Raw genomic sequence first — 21,293 nt, 5'->3', positions numbered from 1 at the left:
GCGCCGGCACGCTGTCAATTTGACGCGGGCCACCTGAATGCCTCAGGCGGTGTCCGTCTTCTTCGTGGTCAGCGCCTGGTCGATTGCAAAGCCGCCGATCTCGCTCATCGCCTGCGAGATCACGTCGCCCTTGCGGGCAAAGCCGCTGGAGAGATAATCGAACTGTGTCCGCGCCAGCCGCAGCACTTCGATCGGCACCGAGACCGCGGTCTCGTTGAAGCTGTCGACCGAGGCGCGCAAGCTGTCCAGCTCGGTCGCGAGCTTGACGATATGGCCTTCGGCATCCTGCATCAGGCCGATCAGCCTGCCGCGCTCGGCATCGAAGGCGGCACGCTCTGCTGCGGCTGCCGCGGTGACCTCGGCCAGCTGCGCCCGCAGCACCTCGATCTGGCCAACCATGGCGTCGGAGGCAAGCTCGGCGGCCTCGCGCAGTTCGGCGTTGCGCGTGCTCTCGATCTGCTGCTCGTGATACAGCCGCTCGGCCGACATCGCCCGCTGGCCGAGTTGCTCGATCAGGCTCCCGGCGCGCAGCAGCATCTCGCCATTTCGCCCCGACACCATGCTGGCCATGCGCCGCAGGAAGCCGATGATCTCTGACGATGAGCTCGGTGGCAGGGAAACGAGCGTCGCGGACATGAGTGATGCTTGAGCCAAAGCGTGGTGACCGCCGCCGTACCGACTGGGCTCACGCAACATCCGGCGCCTGATCGCAAGCGCGAAGCAAGCCTGAATCGGCAGTCCCGGTCAACCGGGCCAGGACACCAATTTCGCGGGCAGCGGCCCGGATCAGGCGCTCGTCTGGGCGCCGTCCAGGCCGAGATGGCGAAGCCCGACCGCGGCACGTCCGGTCATTCCCGCCTCCAGCCTCGGCTACCCGGCAAAACTCTGGAATTCCTTGCGCTTTCCCGCTGCCTCAGGGCAGCCCTGCGACGCGGAAAGGCGCTTTCCGGCTTGCAAAATGCCGTGTTAGAACCCCCGGCGTCGCTTAAGGCTTAAGAATTGGCGGGAGCAAATGAAACACATCCTGGACGCCCTTGAAGATCGTCGCGCCGGTGCCAAGCTCGGCGGCGGGGAGAAGCGCATCGAAGCGCAGCACGCCCGCGGCAAGCTGACGGCGCGCGAGCGCATCGAGCTGCTGCTCGACAAGGGATCGTTCGAGGAGTTCGACATGTTCGTCGAGCACCGCTCCACCGAGTTCGGCATGGAGAAGAACAAGATCCCCGGCGACGGCGTCGTCACCGGCTGGGGCACCGTCAACGGCCGCAAGACCTTCGTCTTCGCCAAGGATTTCACCGTGTTCGGCGGCTCGCTGTCGGAAACGCACGCGCTGAAAATTACAAAACTCCAGGACATGGCGATGAAGGCGAGGGCGCCCATCATCGGCCTCTATGACGCCGGCGGCGCCCGCATCCAGGAAGGCGTCGCCGCGCTCGCCGGCTATTCCTACGTGTTCCGCCGCAACGTGCTGGCCTCGGGCGTGATCCCGCAGATCTCCGTCATCATGGGGCCCTGCGCCGGCGGCGACGTCTATTCGCCGGCGATGACCGACTTCATCTTCATGGTGAAGAACACCAGCTATATGTTCGTCACCGGCCCCGACGTGGTGAAGACCGTGACCAACGAGGTCGTTACGGCGGAAGAGCTTGGCGGCGCCTCGGTGCACGCCACGCGCTCCTCGATCGCGGACGGCGCCTTCGAGAACGACGTCGAGACGCTCTTGCAGATGCGCCGCCTGATCGACTTCCTGCCGTCCAACAACACCGACGGCGTGCCGGAATGGCCGAGCTTCGACGACATCGGCCGGGTCGACATGTCGCTGGACACGCTGATCCCCGACAATCCGAACAAGCCCTACGACATGAAGGAGCTGATCCTGAAGGTCGTGGACGAGGGCGACTTCTTCGAGATCGCGGAAGCCTTCGCCAAGAACATCGTCACCGGTTTCGGCCGCATTGCGGGGCGCACCGTCGGCTTCGTCGCCAACCAGCCGATGGTGCTGGCCGGCGTGCTCGATTCTGACGCCTCGCGCAAGGCCGCGCGCTTCGTCCGCTTCTGCGACGCCTTCAACATCCCGATCGTCACCTTCGTCGACGTGCCGGGCTTCCTGCCGGGCACCGCGCAGGAATATGGCGGCTTGATCAAGCATGGCGCCAAGCTCTTGTTCGCCTATTCGCAGTGCACCGTGCCGCTCGTCACCGTCATCACCCGCAAGGCCTATGGCGGCGCCTTCGACGTCATGGCCTCCAAGGAGATCGGCGCCGACATGAACTACGCCTGGCCGACCGCCCAGATCGCGGTGATGGGCGCCAAGGGCGCGGTCGAGATCATCTTCCGCTCCGACATCGGCGACCCCGACAAGATCGCCGCGCGCACCAAGGAATATGAAGACCGCTTCCTGTCCCCCTTCATCGCCGCCGAGCGCGGCTACATCGACGATGTCATCATGCCGCATTCGACGCGGAAGCGGATCGCGCGGGCCCTGGCGATGCTGAAGGACAAGAAGGTCGAAGCGCCGGCGAAGAAGCACGACAATCTGCCATTGTGAGGGACGGGAGACGTCATGGCATTTCGGCGTCGTCGATCGAGATCATGGCGGCGCGCCATCGGATCGTGCGGCCTGATATTGGGTGTTTTGTCCGCAGTCCTGGCGACGGACATCTCCTGCTTCGCACAAGAGAGCGAGATGACCGTCACCGCCCGGACGTCGGAAGAGACCGTTATCGAAGGCTATGCCGATGCGGACAATACGTGCACGCCGGTCGAGCTTCCCCAGCTCTTGCTCATGAAGTCACCAGAACACGGGATCGTCTGTTATCGCATTGAGGATTTCGAGGTGGCCAGCGACAGCGGACGGGATCGAGCCTGTATCGGGCGCTGGATCCGCGGCATAAGCATCTTCTACTTGGCACGATCCGGTTACAGCGGGCCGGATAGTCTGCGCTACGAAGCGATCACCGATCGAAGGCGGGACAGGGTGGCTGTTCGCGTCAGGGTCTTACCCGGCCTTGAAAGGGATTCTGATGCACCTGTCAGTTCTGGCGATTCTTCGCGCGAGCCCGCTATGTCGCTTGGGCCTATCCCAGCATGCGTTGTGCCGGTGTCCTAAGCAGTGGCGTCCTGATGACTGAGAACGGTCCGACCGACGAAATCTCCGACATCGAGGATCGCATCGAGCGGCTGGCCGAGATTGCCGAGCGCTGCCGCAAGTACATCCTGGCATCGAAGATCGCGATCGGTGGCGGGGGCGCGCTGCTGGTGGTGACGATCCTCGGCCTGTTCGGCTTCGGTCAGACCGTAGCGCTCGGCTCGATCGCCCTGGCGTTGGGCGGGATCGTCTCGCTCGGCTCGAACGTGAGCACGCTGCGGCAGACGGAGGAGGCGATCAGCACCGCGGAGGCGCGGCGTGCGGCGTTGATCGGCAGCATCGACCTCCGCGTCGTTGCCGATGCGCCGCTGAAGCTGGTGTAAAGCGCCGCGCACCCGGCAACAGCATGCCTCACGCGGCCTGCTTGACTGTCAGCTCCGACAATTCCGTGCGGCATTCGGCGGCGAAGGCCTGCAGCCGCTCGGCGGTCTGGCGGTCGAGGATGGCTTTGGCCAGCCGCTCGGCGCGGGCGATCTGTCGCTTGAGATATTCGATGCGGACCATGTGTCACCTTTCGATTTGCTTCCGTCCGGTGCTGGCGACTATAGGCCGGGTGCTGGATCGATTATGTGAGGCGGATCACGTTCCACGGGCCTTATCCGCCGCAGCGAAATGCGCCAGCTGGTCGGCGTGCGCCTTGAGGAACGCCGGGCGGCCGGTGGCGCGCGCGACGTAGGCGCGGCAGGCAGGGCTGTCCGCCAGGCCGCCGAAACCATCGACGACCCGCAGCACGTCCGCCATCAGGATGTCGGCGACGGAGAAGGAGCCGGCCAGCCATTCGCGCCCCGCAAGCACCGGCTCAAGGTGCTTCAAGCGCAGCTTGAGGAAGTTGTCCACGAATGCCCACGCCGCCGTGTCGGTCGGATGTCCCATGAACTTCGACATTCCCCAGGGCAGGCTCGCCATCTCCACCGAATTGAGCGCCGCGAACACCCATTCCGTCGTCTCGATGCGGCCGCGCGGACCTGCCGGCATCAGCTTGTCGCTGAGCCCGCCGAGATGCAGCAGGATCGCGCCGCTCTCGAAGATCGAGAGGTCGCCGTCGGTCAGCCACGGCACCTGGCCGAACGGCTGGTGGGCAAAGTGCGCAGGCCCGCGATCGTCGAACGGCGCGCTGGCGACGCGATAGGGCAGGGCGGCCTCTTCGAGTGCCCAGCGCACGCGGAGGTCGCGCACGAAGCCGCGCGGCGGTTCGGGAACCCAAGCGAAGGTGGTCAGGGTGAGGTCGGCCATGTGCTGTCTCCGTGTTCTGGTTCGATGCAGAGGACGGGCGAAGGGCGCCCATTCCGACACCGGTGCCAACTCTTTTTGTCGCGGGCGCCGCAAGCGGCTAGTCTCGGTTCGAACAAGACAGGAGGAAACCCGATGCCCGCAGCTTACTTCGTCGTCCGCGCCGTCGTCCCTGACGCCGAAAAGCGCGCCGCCTTCGACCGATGGTACGAGACGGAACATCTGCCCGACGCGGTGAAGGCGTTTGGTGTCAGCAAGGCGTGGCGATTCTGGAGCCTCGATGATCCCTCGCTGCACCAGGCGATGTATCAGTTCGATGACGAGGCCAAGCTCGCGGCGATGCTGAAAGGCGACGCGCTGCAAAAGCTGGTCGCTGATTTCAACCGCGACTGGCCCGACGTGAAGCGCTCGCGCGAGACCATGGTGCTGGCGCAGGAGTTCGCGACTTAGCGACGTCCTGTAGCCCGGATGGAGCGCAAGCGTAGTCCGGGTCTTGTATGACGCACGAACCTGGATTGCGCTGCGCTCCATCCAGGCTACGAAATCTTCATCTTGGTGGCTGCGAATCTGAACGCACTTTTCAGCTTCGGTTCATGCCGTCACGGCGACACTCCTTCTGCATCACAAGCACGATGATCCAAGAAGGAAGAAGCCATGGAGCGCCGGAATTTTCTGAAACTTGCATTGGGACTGACGGCCGGAGCGGCTGCCTTCGCCGCGACCGCTGCGCAGGCCGCGCCGTTGTCACCGCAGCCGGTCGGCGATCCCAAGCGCATGCGGGAGGACAATCCCGACGCTCATCCTGCCGTCACCACCAGCGAGGAAGCCGCCGAGCTGAGTCCCGAGCAGGTGCACTGGCGCGGCCATCACCGCCACTGGGGCTGGCGCCGCCGTCATTGGCGCCGGCATCACCGGCGCTGGCACCGCCGCCATTACTGGTAAGCCCACGGCAGAGAAGTAAATTAGACGGGGATCGCAGCCAGCGGTCCCCGCCTCATTTTGAGACGCTTCAGCTTCGCGGCCAATCGTCGGCAGCCCCCGGAAAACGAAAATGGCCGCGCAGGCTTTCGCCGCGCGGCCATCTTACGAGGAAGAGATCAGTACGGGCGGCAGCGGCCGGCGTGCCAGTGGAGGCCATAGGGGCACACGCGGGCGCGGGGCACGACGACGACCGGCGGGGCGACATACACGGGGGCCGGGCGCACCACGACCGCGCCGCGCATCGGGCGGCAATTGCCATAAGGACCGCGATAGAACCCTCGGCCGCAGCCCTCGGCGGCGCTGGCCGTCTCGCCGAAACCGACTACCGCGCTGGCAAGTATGGCGGCGGCGAACAGATATTTCATTTGATCTTCCTTCTCGTTCTTGGGGCAAGTCTTTGGGGGGCGGCGCTAGCGGCGCACAAAGAATCAGCAGACGCGATTAGACATGTCGAATCTTGCAACACATCGGCACGACGCGATCCAAACCTGCCAATCATGACCTGAATGCGGCATGAACGTTTCCCGCATGCGGCTTGAGGCGACAGACGTGGCGCCGCCGGCCGGGAAAGCTCCGAACTGCCGTGCGGCTGCAGCGCTCCGGTCCGCAATGGAGCGCGCGGGTCAGTCCTTGCCGCTGCCGAACAGCGCGGCAAACTGCTTCTCGCCGGTGCGGGTGAAATTCACGACGCGGCTGCCGGGCGTCGTGTCGCGTGCCGCCCATTTCAGCTCGGCGAAGCGCTGCATCATGGCGGCCCCCAGCGTGCCGGCGAGGTGATGCCGCCGCTCGCTCCAGTCGAGGCAGGCCTTGCACACCGGGCGCCGCGGGTGGGCGAGCATGTCGGGCGAGATCTGCAGATGCTTGGCAACGAAGCGCTCGCCCTCGGCGGTCAGCTCGATGTCCTGCTTCTTCTGCCTGACCAGATTCCGCTCGCGCAAGGAATCGAGCATCTGCACGCCGAGATCGCCGGCGAGATGGTCGTAGCAGATCCGCGCGCGCCGCAGCGCCGGATCCTTTGGCCCGGTGCGCACCCGCATATGGCCGGTCCGCGCCGCAAGTCCGGCGAGGCCTTCGAGCACGCCGGCGACGTCGTCGTCGGTGAGGCGATAATAGCGGTGCCGGCCCTGCTTCTCCGGCTCGACCAGCCCGCCGGCCTCGAGCTTGGCCAGATGCGAGCTCGCAGTCTGCGGCGTGATGCCGGCCTCCTGCGCCAGCTCGCTCGCGGTCAGCGCGCGGCCGTTCATCAGCGCGGTGAGCATGTTGGCGCGGGCGGGATCGCCGACCAACGAAGCAACCATGGCGATGTCGGGTCCTGATTTCATGCTTCGATGGTAGCCGAAGCATTGAAGTCGGGCAAGGAGGTAGCGTCTCACCAGTTCGTCATTGCGAGAAGCGCGCCCATAGGGTGGGCAAAGCAGCGCAGCGACGTGCCCACCAATCGTCGTTGCGGACGAAGGACGTGGGCACGCTCCGCTTTGCCCACCCTACGAGACCTGCGCTCGCAATGATGCTGGAAACACAGGAGCTATCATGTCCGTCACCGTCTTCATCCGCTACCAGCTCGACCCGTTCAAGCGCGCGCAATTCGAGGATTATGCGAAGCGCTGGCTCACCATCATCCCGAAATGCGGCGGTGACCTGATCGGCTATTTCATGCCGCACGAGGGCACCAACAACATCGCCTTTGGGCTGATCACTTTCGAGAGCCTGGCCGCCTATGAATCCTATCGCGCCCGGCTGCGGCAGGACGCCGAAGGCATGGCCAATTTCCATTTCGCCGAGGAACACAAATTCATCCTCGCCGAAGAGCGCACCTTCCTGCGCAAGGTGGTATTGTAGCCTGTCAACAGCAGGAGATGCCCATGATCGCCGTGATCTTCGAGGTCTGGCCCAAGCCGGAACACCGCCAGGATTATTTCGACCTCGCAGCCGACCTGAAGCCGCTGCTGCAAACCATCGACGGCTTCATCTCGGTCGAGCGTTTCGAGAGCCTGACCGAGAAGGGCAAGATCCTGTCGGTGTCGTTCTGGCGCGACGAGGCGGCCGTCGCCGCATGGCGCAACACGATGGAGCACCGCCGCACCCAGGCCAAGGGCCGCGCAAAGATCTTCGCCGATTATCATCTGCGCATCGCCAGCGTGATCCGGGACTACAGCATGAGCGACCGCGAGCAGGCGCCGAAGGATAGTCGCGCCGTGCACGATGCGCACTAGCGCCGGCGTGAATGCGCGCTTATGTCATCGCGGCAAATAGGGGAGAGAAACATGCATGTGACAACTGCTGACAAGCGCGCGACGTTCAAGAAGATGCACGAGAGCGGGTGCTTCATCCTGCCCAATCCGGTCGACGTCGGCAGCGCCAAGGCATTGCAGCATCTCGGCTTCAAGGCGATCGCCTCGTCGAGCGCGGGCTTTGCCTGGACCATCGGCAAGGCCGACAACCACGTCACGGTCGAGGATGTCTGTCAGCATCTGGCAGCATTGAGCTCGGCCGTCGACATTCCCGTCAACGCCGATTTCGAGGGCGGCTTTGCGGTCGAGCCGGACAGGGTCGCGGACAATGTCGAGCGCTGCGTGCGCACCGGCGTTGCCGGCCTGTCGATTGAGGATTCCACCGGCGACAAAGCCAAGCCGCTCTATGATCGCACGCTCGCGGTCGAGCGCATCAAGGCCTCGCGCAAGGCGATCGGCGACAGCGGCACGTTGCTGGTCGGCCGCTGCGAAGCCTATTTGTGGGGCGTGCCCGATCTCAAGCTCGTCATCGACAGGCTGACCGCCTATGCCGACGCCGGCGCTGATTGCCTTTATGCGCCGGGTCTGAAAACTCGCGAGGACATCAGCGCCGTGGTGAAGGCTGTCGCACCAAAGCCGTTCAATCTCCTGATTGGCGCGTCCGGCTTGTCGCTGAAGGAGGCCGAGGATCTCGGCGTGCGCCGGATCAGCGTCGGCGGCTCGCTGGCCCGCGCCGCCTGGGGCGGCTTCATGCGCGCGGCAAAGGAGATGGCGGAGAAGGGGACGTTTACCGAGCTCGGCAGCGGCTACCCCGGCGGCGAGCTCAACAAGATGTTCAGCTGACCAAACGAAAGCGGCGGGACTTTATGCGTCCCGCCGCTCTCTCATCCTCTCGGTGTCATGCTCCGCGCAGGCGGGGCATCCAGTATACACCGCGGCCTTTCGTTACTTCGCGCCCTCAGCCGGCGGCGTCTGAGCATCCGGGGCCGGCCTGCTCGGCGCCGCGCCCGTGGTCACGCCCGGCGCGGTGTTGGTGCGCGGCGTCACGTCGCGCATGCCGGGAGGCGCGGTCGGATTGGCCGGCTGCGTTTGCGCCGTCTGCGACGCCGGCGGGTTGCTGGCCTGATTGGTCGTGCTGGTATTGTTCAAGCCGTAGAACACGGCGCCAAGCACCAGTGCGATCGCCACGGCGAACAAGGCCACCTTGCCGCTGGAGGCGGGGCCTTCGCCGAGCTGGGGATCGGCCTGAAGGTCGGCATCCCGGCGCGCCGTGCGAAGATACTCATCGTCGGCGAGGTTCGGGCGGTACGGATCGTTGGGAAAACGGTCGTCAGCCATCGATTGGGTCTCCTCGGTTATGACGCCCGGACAACCCGTAGATGCGAGATTCTGTTCCGCGCCTCCTTGTGCTTTCGTCGCATGTTGCTCAACCGTCAGGAATCGGGAACCTGTTGCTATCGGGAACTGAAGGCGAGTTCCCAGGGCGCGCGAGGAGGAACTAGCGATGTGGAGCCTGCCGCCGACCGATAGCGTGCTGCATTTCCTGTCGTTGGTCGCGATAGCCGCACAGGGCATGACGGCTGCGCTGGCCGCCGGACGCCGCAGCATGGACTGGTTGGGAGTCTGCTTCCTCGGTTGCATCACCGCGCTCGGCGGCGGCACGCTGCGCGATCTCTTCCTGGGACATTATCCGCTGGCCTGGGTGCAGAACCCGATCTATCTCGCGCTGGCCGGCGGCGCGGCGTTCCTCACCATCCTGTTCGCGCGCCTGGTGCACCGGCTGAAGGTCGCCTTCATCGTGCTCGATGCCATCGGGCTCGTCGTCTTCACCATGGCCGGCTGCGACGTCGCCTGGCAGATGGAAGCCTCGCTGCCGATCGTCATCGTCTCGGGCATGGTGACCGGCTGCGCCGGCGGCGTGTTGCGCGACGTGCTCTGCAACGACGTGCCGCTATTGTTTCGCTCCGAGCTTTACGCCAGCGTGTCGCTGGTGACCGGCCTGTTCTACGCCACCGCGTTCGGCCTCGAGCTCAACGCCGAGCTCTCGACCATCCTCACCTTCGTGCTCGGCATCAGCTTCCGCCTGCTGGCGGTGCGCTACACATGGGAGATGCCGAAATTCGTGTTCACCGAGGATGAGCAGAAGTAGGCGCGATCGCGCGCGAATAGCGAATGGCGAATGGATCTAGGCAACTCGCTATTCGCTACTCCCCATTCGCCCCTGCTGCCTCGCCTTCGCGACCCGCGCGGGCGTCACCAGCAATCCCGCATTGCCCCAGGAATTGCGGATGTAGTTCGTCACGGCCGCGATCTCCTCGTTGGACAATTGCCCGGCATAGCCCGGCATCTCACCGGTGTTCGGCGCGCGCGGTGTGGTCACGGTGCGGGCGCCGTCGAGGATGATGCGCAAGGTGGAGGATGGGTTGTTGGATTGCAGCAGCGCATTGCCCGGCAGCGGCGGATAGATCCGCGGGGCGCCCATGCCGTCGGCTTCGTGGCAGGCGACGCAGAGTTTGGCGTAGACCGCCTGGCCGGCTTTCATCTCGGCTTCGTCCGGCGGCGTCACGATGGTCTCGCGCCGTGCCGGCGGCAGGCTCTTCAGATACAGCGCGATCGCGCGTATATCGGCATCGCTCATCTTCGAGGTCGAGTTGACGACGACGTCCGCCATCGGTCCGCCGGCATGGCTCCTGGCGTTGCGTCCGCTCTGCAGATACTCCGCAATGTCCGCCTCGCTCCACGATTTCAATCCGGTGCGCGCTGCGCCATCGAGCCGCGGAGCGAACCAGCCCGCGACCTCGTTGCCGGCCAGCGCCTGCGCGTCCCTGTCCGCACCGAAATAATTCTTCGGCGTATGGCAGGCGCCGCAATGGCCGAGCCCGGTGACGAGATAGCCGCCCCGGTTCCAGGCCGCGCTCTTGCTCTGGTCCGGCTCGAACAGGCCGGGCTTGAAATACATGGCGTTCCAGACCCGTATCAGGCCGCGATAACCGAATGGCCAGCGCAGCTCCGGCGGCTTGTTGCGGCTCACGACAGGCGCAAGCGTGCCGAGATAGGCGCGGATCGCCAGCGTGTCGTCCTTCGTCATCTTCGTGAAATAAGGATAGGGAAAGGCCGGGTAATAGTTCGAGCCGTCAGGGGCGATGCCATAGCGCAGGGCGCGGGTGAAATCGGCATCTTGCCAGGCGCCGATCCCGGTGTCGCGGTCCGGGGTCAGGTTCGGCGCATAGATCGCGCCGAAGGGGGTGTCGATGCGCTTGCCGCCCGCGAACGGTCTTGCGGGATCGGCCGTGTGGCAGCCCGCGCAGCCGCCGGCCTCGACCAGCGTCTTGCCGTAGGCGATCAGCTCCGGCGACGGCTCGGCGGCGCGGGCTGCGCTTCCAACTGCACTGCACAACGCCAGGCCGACCACAACCGAGCCAGTCAGAATCGTCCGCATCGAAGCCACTCCTGCGACCAAACGCCCGCATCCGGCACGAGTGAGCGTCCATTCGTTTCACGACGCCGGGGGTATGGTGACACAAATTGAAAACGGCACGCGTGTTTCAGGCCACGAAATTGCGATTTTTACCCGGCGCTCGCTTTGGTCCAGATTTGTGGTGCGGATCGTGAAATATCCGACATAGAGTGGCGGAATTGGTCGGCGCGCCCTAGCTAAAAATAACGGGAAGGCAACGGCTTAAGTGAGCAAGACCTGAACAGGGCGGCAAAAGAGGACAGCATGGGCATCAACCAGGGTCCGATCAGTCTCGATCAAAAATATACCCAGGAGACCGGGCACGTCTTCACCACGGGGATCCAGGCCCTGGTGCGCTTACCGATGGCCCAGATCCGGCGCGACCGCGCCAACGGTCTAAATACCGCGGGCTTCATCTCCGGCTATCGCGGCTCGCCGCTCGGCGGCTACGACCAGCAGCTCTTCGCCGCGCGCAAGCATCTCGAACAGTACAACATCAAGTTCCAGCCTGGCGTGAACGAGGACCTCGCCGCCACCGCCGTCTGGGGCTCGCAGCAGCTCAACCTCTCGCCCGGCGCCAGATATGACGGCGTGGTCGGCATCTGGTACGGCAAGGGCCCCGGCGTCGACCGCTGTGGCGACGTCTTCCGCCACGGCAATGCCGCAGGCTCGGCCAAGAACGGCGGCGTGCTCTGCCTTGCCGGTGACGACCACGGCGCAAAATCCTCCACCGTCCCGCATCAGTCAGACCACGCCTTCATGTCGGCGCTGATGCCGTATCTCTATCCCTCGAGCATCCACGAGATGATCGAGATGGGCCTGCTCGGCATCGCGATGTCGCGCTATTCGGGCTGCTGGGTCGGCATGAAGGTGATCACCGAGACGGTGGAGACCACCGCCGAGATCGATCTCACCGACGAGATGAAGCCGTTCATCATCCCCAGCGATTTCGAGCTGCCGCCCGGCGGCCTCAACCTGCGCTGGCCGGACGACCGTTTCGAGCAGGACCGCCGGCTGCAGGATTACAAGGGCTTTGCCGCCATCGCCTTCGCGCGCGCCAACAAGGTCAACCGCGTCACCATGGACTCGCCGAATGCCCGCTTCGGCATCATGGCCTCGGGCAAGAGCTATGAAGACGTTCGCCAGGCGCTGCGCGAGCTCGGGATCACCGAGGAGGTTGCTGCAAAAATAGGCCTCCGCCTCTACAAGATCGGCATGCCCTGGCCGCTGGAGCCGGAAGGGGTGCGCCAGTTCGCGGTCGGCCTCGAGGAGATCTTCATCGTCGAGGAGCGCCGCGAGATCGTCGAGAACCAGGTCAAGCAGGAGCTGTTCAACTGGCGCGACGACGTCCGCCCGCGCATCGTCGGCAAGATGGACGAGCACGACAAGCGCTTCCTGACCTTCGCCGCCGAACTCAGCGTCGCCTCGCTCGCGACCTCGCTCACCGAGCGGCTGCTTCGACTTAACCTCAATCCTGAAATCGCGGAGATGCTCCGCGTCAAGGCCGACTGGTTTAACGGCCGCCAGGCGACCCAGATGCAGGCGGTCGCACCCGTCTCCCGCACGCCTTACTTCTGCTCCGGCTGCCCCCACAACACCTCGACGAAAGTCCCCGAAGGCAGCCGCGCGCTGGCCGGCATCGGCTGTCACTTCATGGCGCTGTGGATGGACCGCTCGACCGAGACGTTCACGCATATGGGCGGCGAGGGCGTACCCTGGGTCGGCATCGCGCCGTTCACCAACGAGAACCACATCTTCGCCAATCTCGGCGACGGTACCTACTTCCACTCCGGCATTCTGGCGATCCGCCAGGCGGTCGCCTCCAAGGCCAACATCACCTACAAGATCCTCTACAACGACGCCGTCGCCATGACGGGCGGCCAGCGCCATGACGGCGATCTCTCGCCGCAGCAGATCACCCACCAGCTCCACGCCGAAGGCATTCGCGAGATCTATCTGGTCTCGGAGGCGCCCGATTCCTATCCGGCCGACACCGTCGCGCCCGGCGTGAAGAAATATCACCGCGACGAGCTCGACAGGGTCATGAAGATGTGCCGCGAGTTCAAGGGCACCTCGGCGATCGTGTTCGTGCAGACCTGCGCGGCCGAGAAGCGCCGCCGCCGCAAGCGCGGCCTGATGGAGGATCCGGCGCGCCGCGTCATGATCAACCCGGCTGTCTGCGAAGGCTGCGGCGATTGCTCGGTGCAGTCCAACTGCATCTCGGTCGAGCCGCTGGAGACCGAGTTTGGCCGCAAGCGCGCCATCAACCAGTCGTCCTGCAACAAGGATTATTCCTGCCTGAAGGGTTTCTGCCCGTCCTTCGTCACCGTGGACGGCGGCAAGCCGCGCCACCGCGCGCCGGCCGAGCTCAGCGAGATCGGTGCGCTACCGGAGCCGGCCTCGCGCCCGACGCTCGACAAGCCCTATAACATCGCGGTCGGCGGCGTCGGCGGCACCGGCGTGCTCACCATCGGCGCGCTGCTCGGCATGGCCGCCCATATCGAGGGCAAGGCTTCGATGATCCTCGACATGTCGGGCCTGGCGCAGAAGGGTGGGGCGGTGCTCAGCCATGTCCGCCTGTCGGATCATCCGGCGGAGGTGACCTGCTCGCGCATCGTCACCGGCACGGCCGATCTGGTGCTTGCGGCGGATGAAGTGGTCGCGGTCGCCAAGGACACCATCTCGCTCTGCGACTCCAGCCGCACCCGCGGCATCATCAACAGCCACGTCATTCCCACCGCCGATTTCGTCCTCAACCGCGACTTCAACTTCCAGACCCGCAAGCTCAACGCGGTGCTGGAGACAGCGCTGCACAAGGACTCCGTGTTCTTCGACTTCACCAAGCCGGCCGAGCAGCTGCTCGGCGATGCCATCGCCACCAACATGATGATGATGGGCTATGCCTATCAGAAGGGCCTGTTCCCGCTGTCGGCGGAAGCGATCGAGCAGGCGATCGAGGTCAACGGCGTCTCGATCAAGATGAACAAGGAAGCCTTCCGCCTCGGCCGCCTCGCGGTCGCCGATCCCCAGCGCCTGGCCGACATGCTGAAGGGCACGGATGAGGTCGTCGTGCCTAAGACACTGGACGCGATGACGCTCGACGAGGTCATCGAGCATCGCGTCAAGCATCTGACCGCCTACCAGAATGGCCGGCTGGCAAGACGTTATCGCAAGCTGGTGGATCAGGTCCGCGATGCTGCCAAGCAGGGTGGCTATGGCGATGCGCTGCCGCGCGCGGTCGCGGTGAACTACGCCAAGCTGCTGTCCTACAAGGACGAATACGAAGTCGCGCGGCTCTACACCAATGGCGCCTTCGAGCAGCAGCTCCGCGATCAGTTCGAAGGCGACTTCAAGTTCAACTTCAACCTCGCGCCGCCGATCTTGGCAAGCGGCGTCGATGCGCTCGGCCGCCCGAAGAAGCGCGCCTTCGGCCCGTGGATGCTGAACGTCTTCCGCGTCCTGGCGAAGTTCAAATTCCTGCGCGGCACCCCGTTGGACATCTTCGGCCGCAGCGCCGACCGCAAGCTCGAGCGCGACCTGATCGCCGGCTACGAGAAGGACGTCGCCACCGTGCTCGGCCTGTTGTCGCCGGTGACGATCGACACCGCGGTCGAACTGCTGTCGCTGCCCGACCGCATCCGCGGTTACGGCCCGGTCAAGGAGAAGGCGGTGGCCGACGCCAAGGCGCGCTACGCCCAGCTCGCCGCGGATCTGGCGAGCCCGCCGCCCGCGCCAAGGCAGATCGCGGCTGAGTAGGGCGGTCTCGTAGGGTGGGCAAAGGCGCAAAGCGCCGTGCCTACCACCTGCCAATTGATTGCGAGGAAGACGTGGGCACGCTGCGCTTTGCCCACCCTACGACACCATTGCTTGTATTGCCGTCGGGAGAAACACCCACGCGTGGGTCAATCCGTAGCCGCCAAAACATTCCGCTTTACCGAAATTCGGAATTGTCGTATCTGTCCGCCACCTCATCCCCTCGGAGGGGCGTATCGCGATCGTCACGAAACGCGGGGTGAGCGGCGGTGGACGCGGGCTGCGTCGCACGGGCATTGTCTCGTGCACGACGGGGCGCGGTCTCGCGTACGGCAAAATCGTGTGGTCCTGACGCCCGCAGGCTGGCGTCAAGTCTTGCGAGCAATCGCAAGGCGACGGGGGCAATAGTGCAACGCTCCCCGGGGAGAGCGCGACATAAGCCGTAAAGCCACTGCGCAGGGAAGGCCGGATGTTCGGCCGCACCTGTATGCCGCTGTGCAACTGTTCTTCGCGCAATTCGCGCACAGCGGACCGTGGGTGCCAAGCCGGCACCCGGTCTTCCCTGCGCCCTCTGTTTCCGGAGGGAGCGAGACGGAAGCAAAACTCGGGCGAGGTGCGCCGCGAGGATGCGAACGTGTGTCTGGAGAGGCGGTCTCGTGCCCCGGACGCAGCGCAGCGCCTCTCGGCGGTGCGTTGCAGAGCCGGGGCCCATATTGCGACGAAGACGCAGCCGCGTGGGTCCCGGCTCTGCGCAGCAACGCTGAAGCGTTGCAGCGCGTCCTGGACACGTGAGTATCTGCCACTTGCGCTCACCCGCTACCCTCTCGCGGGGCGGAATATTTCCGCGCTTGCCAATCCGCCCGGTGCGGTTCAGAAAAACGGGGCAAGAAGAAACGCGAGCGGAGACCTGAGTTTGACCATCAAGGGCAAGGCCTACATTGCCGGGATCTACGAACACCCGACCCGGCATGCGCCGGATAAATCCACCGCCCAGCTCCACGCCGAGGTCGCCAAGGGGGCGATCGAGGATGCGGGGATCAGCAAGGACGACATCGACGGCTATTTCTGCGCGGGCGATGCGCCCGGTGGCGCCTGGCCGATGGTCGATTATCTCGGACTGAATACCAAGAAGCTCCGCCATATCGACTCCACCGAGACCGGCGGCTGCTCCTACATCATCCATCTCGGCCATGCCGCCGAGGCGATCGCCGCGGGCAAGTGCTCGATCGCGCTTGTGACGCTGGCCGGCAAGCCGCGCACCGGTGCGATGCCGCCGCGCGCCGCCGGCGCCGAGGTCGATTTCGAATCCGCTTACGGTGCGACCACGCACAATGCCTATGGCATGTGTGCCATGCGCCACATGCACGACTATGGCACCACCTCCGAGCAGCTCGCCTGGATCAAGGTCGCGGCCTCGCACCACGCGCAGTACAATCCGCATGCGATGCTCAAGGACGTCGTCACCGTCGAGGACGTCCTGAACTCGCCGATGATCTCCGATCCCCTGCATCGCATGGATTGCTGCGTCGTCTCCGACGGCGGCGGCGCGATGATCGTGACGACGCCGGAGATTGCCAAGAGCCTGAAGAAGCCGCTGGTGCGCCTGATCGGCCATGGCGAAGCGATGAAGGGCCCGCGCGGCGGCAAGGACCTCGACCTCACGTATTCGGCCGGAATCTGGTCCGGTCCGCGTGCGTTCGAGGAAGCCGGCATCACGCCGAAGGACATCAAATACGCCTCGATCTACGACAGCTTCACCATCACGGTCTTGATGCAGCTGGAAGACCTCGGCTTCTGCAAGAAGGGCGAGGGCGGCAAGTTCGTCGCCGACGGCAACCTGATCTCGGGCGTCGGCAAGCTGCCGTTCAACACCGACGGCGGCGGCCTCTGCAGCAACCATCCCGTCAACCGGGGCGGCATGACCAAGATCCTCGAGGCCGTGCGTCAGCTGCGCGGCGAGGCGCATCCGAAGGTGCAGGTCAAGAATTGCGATCTCGCCATCGCCCACGGCACCGGTGGCCTCCTGGGCGTCCGCCATGCCGCCTCGACGGCCATTCTGGAGCGCGTGTGATGAGCGAGACGAAGAAATATCCGGCCCCGGTCACGAACCCCGAGACCGCCGCGTTCTGGGATGCGGCCAAGCAAGGCAAGTTCATGATCAAGCGCTGCACCGCGTGCGGCGAGGCGCATTACTTTCCGCGTTCGATCTGCCCGTTCTGCTACTCCGACAAGACGGTGTGGGAAGAGGCGTCGGGCGAGGGCACGATCTACACCTGGAGCCTGATGCGGAAGTCGCCGACCGGTCCCTACGCCATCGGCTACGTCACGCTGAAGGAGGGTCCGTCGGTGCAGACCAATTTCATCGACTGCGATCTGGAGAAGCTGAAGATCGGCCAGAAGGTGAAGGTGGTGTTCAAGCCGACCGACGGCGCGCCGCTGCCGTTCTTCACGGTGGTGTAGACGGTCCTCATCCTGAGGAGCTTGCAAAGCAAGCGTCTCGAAGGATGGCCACAACGAAGAAGCGTTTCGGGCATCCTCATGGTTCGAGACGGCGCAAGAGCGCCTCCTCACCATGAGGATGAGAACCAGAGGAAACAAACAAAAATGTCCGCCAGATACGAAGAGCTCAAAGGCCTGAAGAACCTCGGCCAGAAATACGCCTACACCGACCGCGAGGTGATGCTCTACGCTTACGGCATCGGCCTCGGCGCCGATCCCATGGACGAGAACGAGCTCGCCTTCGTCAACGAGGGCACGTTCACGCCGCGGCCGCTCAAGGTGGTGCCGACCTTTGCCTCCGTGGCGGCCTGGGGCTCGGGGCCGGGCGAGATGAATCTCAACCGCGTCATGGTGGTGGACGGTGAGCGCGACATCACCTTCCACCAGCCGTTGCCGGTGGCCGCCAACATCACCGCCGATTCCTCCGTGCTCGAAGTCTACGACAAGGGCAAGGACAAGGGCGTCGTCATCGTGCACCAGACCGTGCTGAAGAACGAGAAAGGCGAGAAGCTCGCCACCCTGGTGGCCTCGCGCTTTGCGCGTGGCGACGGCGGCTTCGGCGGGCCGAACCTGACGCAGCCCGATCTGCACAAAATCCCATCGCGCAGCCCCGACAAGACCATCGACATCACGACGCGCCCCGACCAGGCGCTGGTCTATCGTCTCTGCGGCGATCGCAACCCGCTGCACTCCGATCCCGAATTCGCCAAGAAGGCCGGCTTCCCCCGCCCGATCCTGCACGGCATGTGCACCTACGGCATCACCTGCCGCGGCGTGCTGCAGACCTATGCCGACTACGACGCCAGCGCCTTCCGCCAGCACGTCGCGCGGTTCTCTTCCCCGGTCTATCCCGGCGAGACCGTGACCATGGACCTCTGGAAGGACGGCAACGTGATCTCGTTCGAAGCCAAGGTGAAGTCGCGCGGCGTCACCGTGATCAAGAACGGCAAGACGGTGCTGGGTTAGACGGGCACCGGCGTCTCACTCCCTCGCCCCGCTTGCGGGGAGAGGGCGGGGTGAGGGGGAGTCTCCGCAGGGTCGGTGACAGTCGAGTTCGCGGAGGCTCCCCCTCACCCTGAAATCAAGCTGCGCTTGATTTCCGACCTCTCCCCGCAAGCGGGAAGAGGTGAAAGAAAGAACAAACAGGGAGAAGCCACCATGGGACTGCTCGACGGCAAGGTTGCGCTGATCACCGGCGCGGGCGGGGGGCTCGGTGAGGCCTACGCAAGACTGTTCGCGCGGGAAGGGGCCTCGGTCGTCGTCAACGATCTCGGCGGGCCTCGCGACGGCTCCGGCTCCGACAAGTCAATGGCGCAGCAGGTGGTGGACGCGATCAAGGCCGAGGGCGGCAAGGCGGTCGCCAACGGCGCCGACATCTCCACCATGGAGGGCGGCCAGTCGGTGTTCGACGACGCCATCAAGCATTTCGGCCGTGCCGACATCCTCGTCAACAATGCCGGCATTTTGCGCGACCAGACCTTCGCCAAGGCCTCCGAGGCCGACTGGGACAAGGTCATCAAGGTCCACCTGAAGGGCACCTTTTGTTGCACCCTGCCGGTGTTTCGCTGGATGCGGGAAAATGGCGGTGGCGTCATCGTCAACACCTCCTCGACATCCGGGCTGATCGGCAATTTCGGCCAAAGCAACTACGGTGCGGCCAAGGGCGGCATCTGGGGCCTGTCCAACGTGCTGGCGATCGAGGGCCGCAAGTACAACATCCGGGTCTGGACCCTGGCCCCGGGGGCCCTGACCCGCATGACCGCAGACCTGCCCCGCTATAAGGAGAACCCGGGGGCGGCGCTGGGGCCGGACGGCATCGCGCCGGCCGTGCTATACATGGTCAGCGATTTGTCGGGCGACCAGACCGGCAAGGTGCTGGGCGTGTCCGGGCCCCGCGGCGTGCGCGAGATGCGGATGATGGAAATGGAAGGCTGGAAACCGCCGCATTCGGGCTGGAACGCCCAGGACATCGTCGATCACGCCAAGGAGATCTTCTTCTCCGAGGAGCAGATCAAGATGGGGGCGCGGCGGTTTTAGCCTTTTCCGTCATTCCGGGGCGCGACGTAGTCGCGAGCTGTGATACGCAATTGCGTATCTGAGAATCCATAACCACCAGCTGGGGTTATGGATTCCGGGCCTGGCCCTTCGGACCATCCCGGAATGACGACAATTGATAGGACAGAGAGACCCGATGAAACTCACCGCCGATGCCAAGGGCACTTTCGCAATCGCGCCGACGCCGTTCCATGACGACGGCCGGATCGACGAGCGCTCGATCGACCGCCTGACCGACTTCTACGAGGAGGTCGGCTGCGACGGCGTCACGGTGCTGGGCATCCTCGGCGAGGCCCCGAAGCTCGATGCCGCCGAGGCCGAGCAGGTGGCGGTGCGCTACGTCAAGCGCGCCAAGAAGATGCAGGTCATCGTCGGCGTTTCCGCACCGGGCTTTGCCACCATGCGCTCGCTGGCCAAGGCTTCGATGGACGCAGGCGCCGCAGGCGTGATGATCGCGCCGCCTCCGAGCTTGCGCACCGACGACCAGATCATCGGTTACTTCAAGCAGGCGGCCGAGGCGATCGGCCCCGACGTGCCCTGGGTGCTCCAGGATTATCCACTCACCTTGCAGGTGGTGTTCACACCGTCCGTGATCCGCAAGATCGTCATGGACAATCCGAACTGCGTGATGCTCAAGCACGAGGACTGGCCGGGCCTGGAGAAGATCTCGACGCTGCGCGGCTTCCAGAAGGACGGCTCGCTCCGTCCGCTGTCGATCCTCTGCGGCAATGGCGGCACGTTCCTGGACTTCGAGATGGAGCGGGGCGCCGACGGCGCCATGACCGGCTACGCCTTCCCGGAGCTCCTGATCGACGTCGTCAATCTGTCCAAGGCCGGCAAGCGCGATGCCGCGCATGACATCTTCGACGCCCATCTGCCGCTGATCCGCTACGAGCAGCAGCCCGGCGTCGGCCTGACCGTGCGCAAATACGTGCTGCAGAAGCGCGGCATCATCGCCTCCAGCGCGCAGCGCAAGCCTGGCGCGACGATCACGGCGACGGCGAAGGCCGAGGTGGATTATCTCTTGTCGCGGGTCGCCCGTTTCGACAAGCGCGCCAATCTCGGCCCGCAATCCAGCGCAGCAGGCTAGTTGAATGGCCGAGACATCAGCATCACGCCCGGCCTCGACGATCCTCCTGCTGCGCGACGGCGCGCAGGCCGGCGGCAACAGCCGCGGCGAGATCGAGGTCTTCATGATGGTTCGCCATCATCAGATCGAGTTCAACTCGGGCGCGCTGGTGTTTCCCGGCGGCAGCGTCGATGCCGGCGACAACGAGATCGTGGCCCGTTCGGACCTCTATTCGGGCGGCGAGGGCTTGAGCGAGGCGGACCGCGGTTTCCGTATCGCCGCGATCCGCGAGACATTTGAGGAGAGCGGCATCCTGCTGGCGCGATCCAGGGACACCGGCGCTCCCGTCGATGCCAGGCGTGCCGGCGAGATCGCCGACGCGCACCGCATCCCGCTCAACGAGCACAAGATCAGCTTCCTGAACATTCTCGCCGACAACAACCTTCAGCTGGCGCTCGACACGCTGGTGCCTTACGCGCACTGGATCACGCCGGAGGGGATGCCGAAGCGTTTCGACACCTGGTTCTTCCTGGCAGCCGCACCGCCGGACCAACTCGGCGCCCATGACGGCCGGGAATCGACGGATTCGATCTGGGTCTCGCCGCGCGAGGCGGTGGAGGGCGGCGAGAACGGCCGCTTCAAGCTGCCGTTCCCGACCACGCGCAACCTGATCCGGCTGGCGAAGCAGCCGACCGTGCAGGCCGCGATGGAGCACGCCCGCAGCCTGTCGATCGTTACGGTGATGCCGGTCATGACCAAGACCGACACCGGCCGCCAGCTCCGCATTCCCCGCGAGGCCGGCTATGACGGCGAGGTGTTCGAGGTCGGGGCGCTGGGTTAATACACTTCGACGCCTGACGAAGTATTGAGGGT

At 64.9% G+C, this 21,293-nt stretch carries 23 protein-coding genes; 16 read left to right on the top strand and 7 right to left on the bottom strand.

Going from position 1 to position 21,293, the window contains the following annotated elements:
• Positions 1–42: 42 nt before the first annotated feature.
• Positions 43–636 carry a hypothetical protein gene (locus WI560_RS18555; RefSeq protein ID WP_375304337.1) on the bottom strand — a complete coding sequence of 198 codons (594 nt, stop codon included), beginning with the start codon at positions 634–636 and terminating at the stop codon, positions 43–45.
• 376 nt (positions 637–1,012) lie between these two features.
• Here WI560_RS18555 and WI560_RS18550 point away from each other — a divergent pair, with 376 nt between their 5' ends.
• The 3 genes from WI560_RS18550 to WI560_RS18540 all read left to right on the top strand — a co-directional run bounded on the left by WI560_RS18550 (position 1,013) and on the right by WI560_RS18540 (position 3,468).
• On the top strand, positions 1,013–2,545 hold the full coding sequence (locus WI560_RS18550; RefSeq protein ID WP_257194200.1) for an acyl-CoA carboxylase subunit beta: 1,533 nt from the start codon (positions 1,013–1,015) through the stop codon (positions 2,543–2,545).
• A gap of 138 nt (positions 2,546–2,683) precedes the next feature.
• Positions 2,684–3,106 (top strand): hypothetical protein, encoded by a 423-nt coding sequence (locus WI560_RS18545; protein WP_375304336.1) that lies wholly within the window; start codon positions 2,684–2,686, stop codon positions 3,104–3,106.
• 14 nt (positions 3,107–3,120) lie between these two features.
• Complete coding sequence (locus WI560_RS18540) at positions 3,121–3,468, top strand: hypothetical protein (RefSeq protein WP_375304335.1); 348 nt, start codon at positions 3,121–3,123, stop codon at positions 3,466–3,468.
• Between the two features lie 28 nt (positions 3,469–3,496).
• Here the strand turns inward: WI560_RS18540 and WI560_RS18535 are convergent, their stop codons facing one another.
• Together WI560_RS18535 and WI560_RS18530 are read right to left on the bottom strand one after the other, a co-directional pair.
• The gene (locus WI560_RS18535; protein ID WP_257180518.1) at positions 3,497–3,649 is read right to left on the bottom strand and encodes a hypothetical protein; all 153 of its coding nucleotides are present in this window, start codon (positions 3,647–3,649) and stop codon (positions 3,497–3,499) included.
• 75 nt (positions 3,650–3,724) lie between these two features.
• Positions 3,725–4,378 carry a glutathione S-transferase family protein gene (locus tag WI560_RS18530; protein ID WP_375304334.1) on the bottom strand — a complete coding sequence of 218 codons (654 nt, stop codon included), beginning with the start codon at positions 4,376–4,378 and terminating at the stop codon, positions 3,725–3,727.
• Between the two features lie 132 nt (positions 4,379–4,510).
• Between WI560_RS18530 and WI560_RS18525 the strand changes: the two genes are divergently transcribed.
• A complete protein-coding gene (locus WI560_RS18525) occupies positions 4,511–4,825 on the top strand; it encodes a hypothetical protein (protein WP_375304333.1) in 315 nt (104 codons plus the stop codon).
• A 204-nt stretch (positions 4,826–5,029) separates the two neighbouring features.
• The gene (locus tag WI560_RS18520; RefSeq protein ID WP_375304332.1) at positions 5,030–5,317 is read left to right on the top strand and encodes a twin-arginine translocation signal domain-containing protein; all 288 of its coding nucleotides are present in this window, start codon (positions 5,030–5,032) and stop codon (positions 5,315–5,317) included.
• Between the two features lie 155 nt (positions 5,318–5,472).
• Here WI560_RS18520 and WI560_RS18515 read toward each other — a convergent pair whose 3' ends face one another.
• Together WI560_RS18515 and WI560_RS18510 are read right to left on the bottom strand one after the other, a co-directional pair.
• Complete coding sequence (locus WI560_RS18515; RefSeq protein ID WP_257194206.1) at positions 5,473–5,721, bottom strand: GCG_CRPN prefix-to-repeats domain-containing protein; 249 nt, start codon at positions 5,719–5,721, stop codon at positions 5,473–5,475.
• A 258-nt stretch (positions 5,722–5,979) separates the two neighbouring features.
• Entirely contained in the window at positions 5,980–6,678 is a 699-nt protein-coding gene (locus WI560_RS18510; protein ID WP_375304331.1) for an ArsR/SmtB family transcription factor, read from the bottom strand.
• Positions 6,679–6,886: 208 nt separating this feature from the next.
• Between WI560_RS18510 and WI560_RS18505 the strand changes: the two genes are divergently transcribed.
• Genes WI560_RS18505 through WI560_RS18495 form a run of 3 tightly spaced genes read left to right on the top strand, consistent with a single transcriptional unit; the run spans position 6,887 to position 8,430 of the window.
• The gene (locus tag WI560_RS18505; protein WP_375304330.1) at positions 6,887–7,195 is read left to right on the top strand and encodes an NIPSNAP family protein; all 309 of its coding nucleotides are present in this window, start codon (positions 6,887–6,889) and stop codon (positions 7,193–7,195) included.
• Between the two features lie 23 nt (positions 7,196–7,218).
• The gene (locus tag WI560_RS18500; protein WP_028136985.1) at positions 7,219–7,569 is read left to right on the top strand and encodes an antibiotic biosynthesis monooxygenase; all 351 of its coding nucleotides are present in this window, start codon (positions 7,219–7,221) and stop codon (positions 7,567–7,569) included.
• Between the two features lie 51 nt (positions 7,570–7,620).
• Positions 7,621–8,430 (top strand): oxaloacetate decarboxylase, encoded by an 810-nt coding sequence (locus WI560_RS18495; protein WP_375304329.1) that lies wholly within the window; start codon positions 7,621–7,623, stop codon positions 8,428–8,430.
• A gap of 102 nt (positions 8,431–8,532) precedes the next feature.
• Here the strand turns inward: WI560_RS18495 and WI560_RS18490 are convergent, their stop codons facing one another.
• Complete coding sequence (locus WI560_RS18490) at positions 8,533–8,925, bottom strand: hypothetical protein (protein ID WP_375304328.1); 393 nt, start codon at positions 8,923–8,925, stop codon at positions 8,533–8,535.
• Between the two features lie 166 nt (positions 8,926–9,091).
• Here WI560_RS18490 and WI560_RS18485 point away from each other — a divergent pair, with 166 nt between their 5' ends.
• Positions 9,092–9,736, top strand: coding sequence for a trimeric intracellular cation channel family protein (locus WI560_RS18485; RefSeq protein WP_375304327.1), 645 nt, complete (start codon positions 9,092–9,094; stop codon positions 9,734–9,736).
• 48 nt (positions 9,737–9,784) lie between these two features.
• Here WI560_RS18485 and WI560_RS18480 read toward each other — a convergent pair whose 3' ends face one another.
• Positions 9,785–11,026 carry a c-type cytochrome gene (locus WI560_RS18480; protein WP_375304326.1) on the bottom strand — a complete coding sequence of 414 codons (1,242 nt, stop codon included), beginning with the start codon at positions 11,024–11,026 and terminating at the stop codon, positions 9,785–9,787.
• A gap of 282 nt (positions 11,027–11,308) precedes the next feature.
• Here WI560_RS18480 and WI560_RS18475 point away from each other — a divergent pair, with 282 nt between their 5' ends.
• The 7 genes from WI560_RS18475 (at position 11,309) to WI560_RS18445 (ending at position 21,261) form a co-directional block, all read left to right on the top strand.
• Complete coding sequence (locus WI560_RS18475) at positions 11,309–14,800, top strand: indolepyruvate ferredoxin oxidoreductase family protein (RefSeq protein WP_375304325.1); 3,492 nt, start codon at positions 11,309–11,311, stop codon at positions 14,798–14,800.
• 910 nt (positions 14,801–15,710) lie between these two features.
• Positions 15,711–16,868 carry a thiolase domain-containing protein gene (locus WI560_RS18470; protein ID WP_375304324.1) on the top strand — a complete coding sequence of 386 codons (1,158 nt, stop codon included), beginning with the start codon at positions 15,711–15,713 and terminating at the stop codon, positions 16,866–16,868.
• The gene (locus WI560_RS18465; protein WP_375304323.1) at positions 16,868–17,257 is read left to right on the top strand and encodes a Zn-ribbon domain-containing OB-fold protein; all 390 of its coding nucleotides are present in this window, start codon (positions 16,868–16,870) and stop codon (positions 17,255–17,257) included. Before WI560_RS18470 ends, WI560_RS18465 begins: the two co-directional genes overlap by 1 nt.
• A gap of 144 nt (positions 17,258–17,401) precedes the next feature.
• The gene (locus WI560_RS18460; protein ID WP_375304322.1) at positions 17,402–18,262 is read left to right on the top strand and encodes a MaoC/PaaZ C-terminal domain-containing protein; all 861 of its coding nucleotides are present in this window, start codon (positions 17,402–17,404) and stop codon (positions 18,260–18,262) included.
• A 192-nt stretch (positions 18,263–18,454) separates the two neighbouring features.
• A complete protein-coding gene (locus tag WI560_RS18455) occupies positions 18,455–19,333 on the top strand; it encodes an SDR family oxidoreductase (protein WP_375304321.1) in 879 nt (292 codons plus the stop codon).
• Between the two features lie 154 nt (positions 19,334–19,487).
• Entirely contained in the window at positions 19,488–20,441 is a 954-nt protein-coding gene (locus WI560_RS18450) for a dihydrodipicolinate synthase family protein (protein WP_375304320.1), read from the top strand.
• Positions 20,442–20,445: 4 nt separating this feature from the next.
• Positions 20,446–21,261, top strand: a complete 816-nt coding sequence (locus tag WI560_RS18445; RefSeq protein WP_375304319.1) for an NUDIX hydrolase — start codon at positions 20,446–20,448, stop codon at positions 21,259–21,261.
• Positions 21,262–21,293 lie beyond the last annotated feature (32 nt).

It is taken from the genome of Bradyrhizobium sp. A11, from assembly GCF_042077125.1.
Lineage (GTDB): Bacteria > Pseudomonadota > Alphaproteobacteria > Rhizobiales > Xanthobacteraceae > Bradyrhizobium > Bradyrhizobium japonicum_B.
This window is presented reverse-complemented; position numbering and strand designations above follow the sequence as displayed.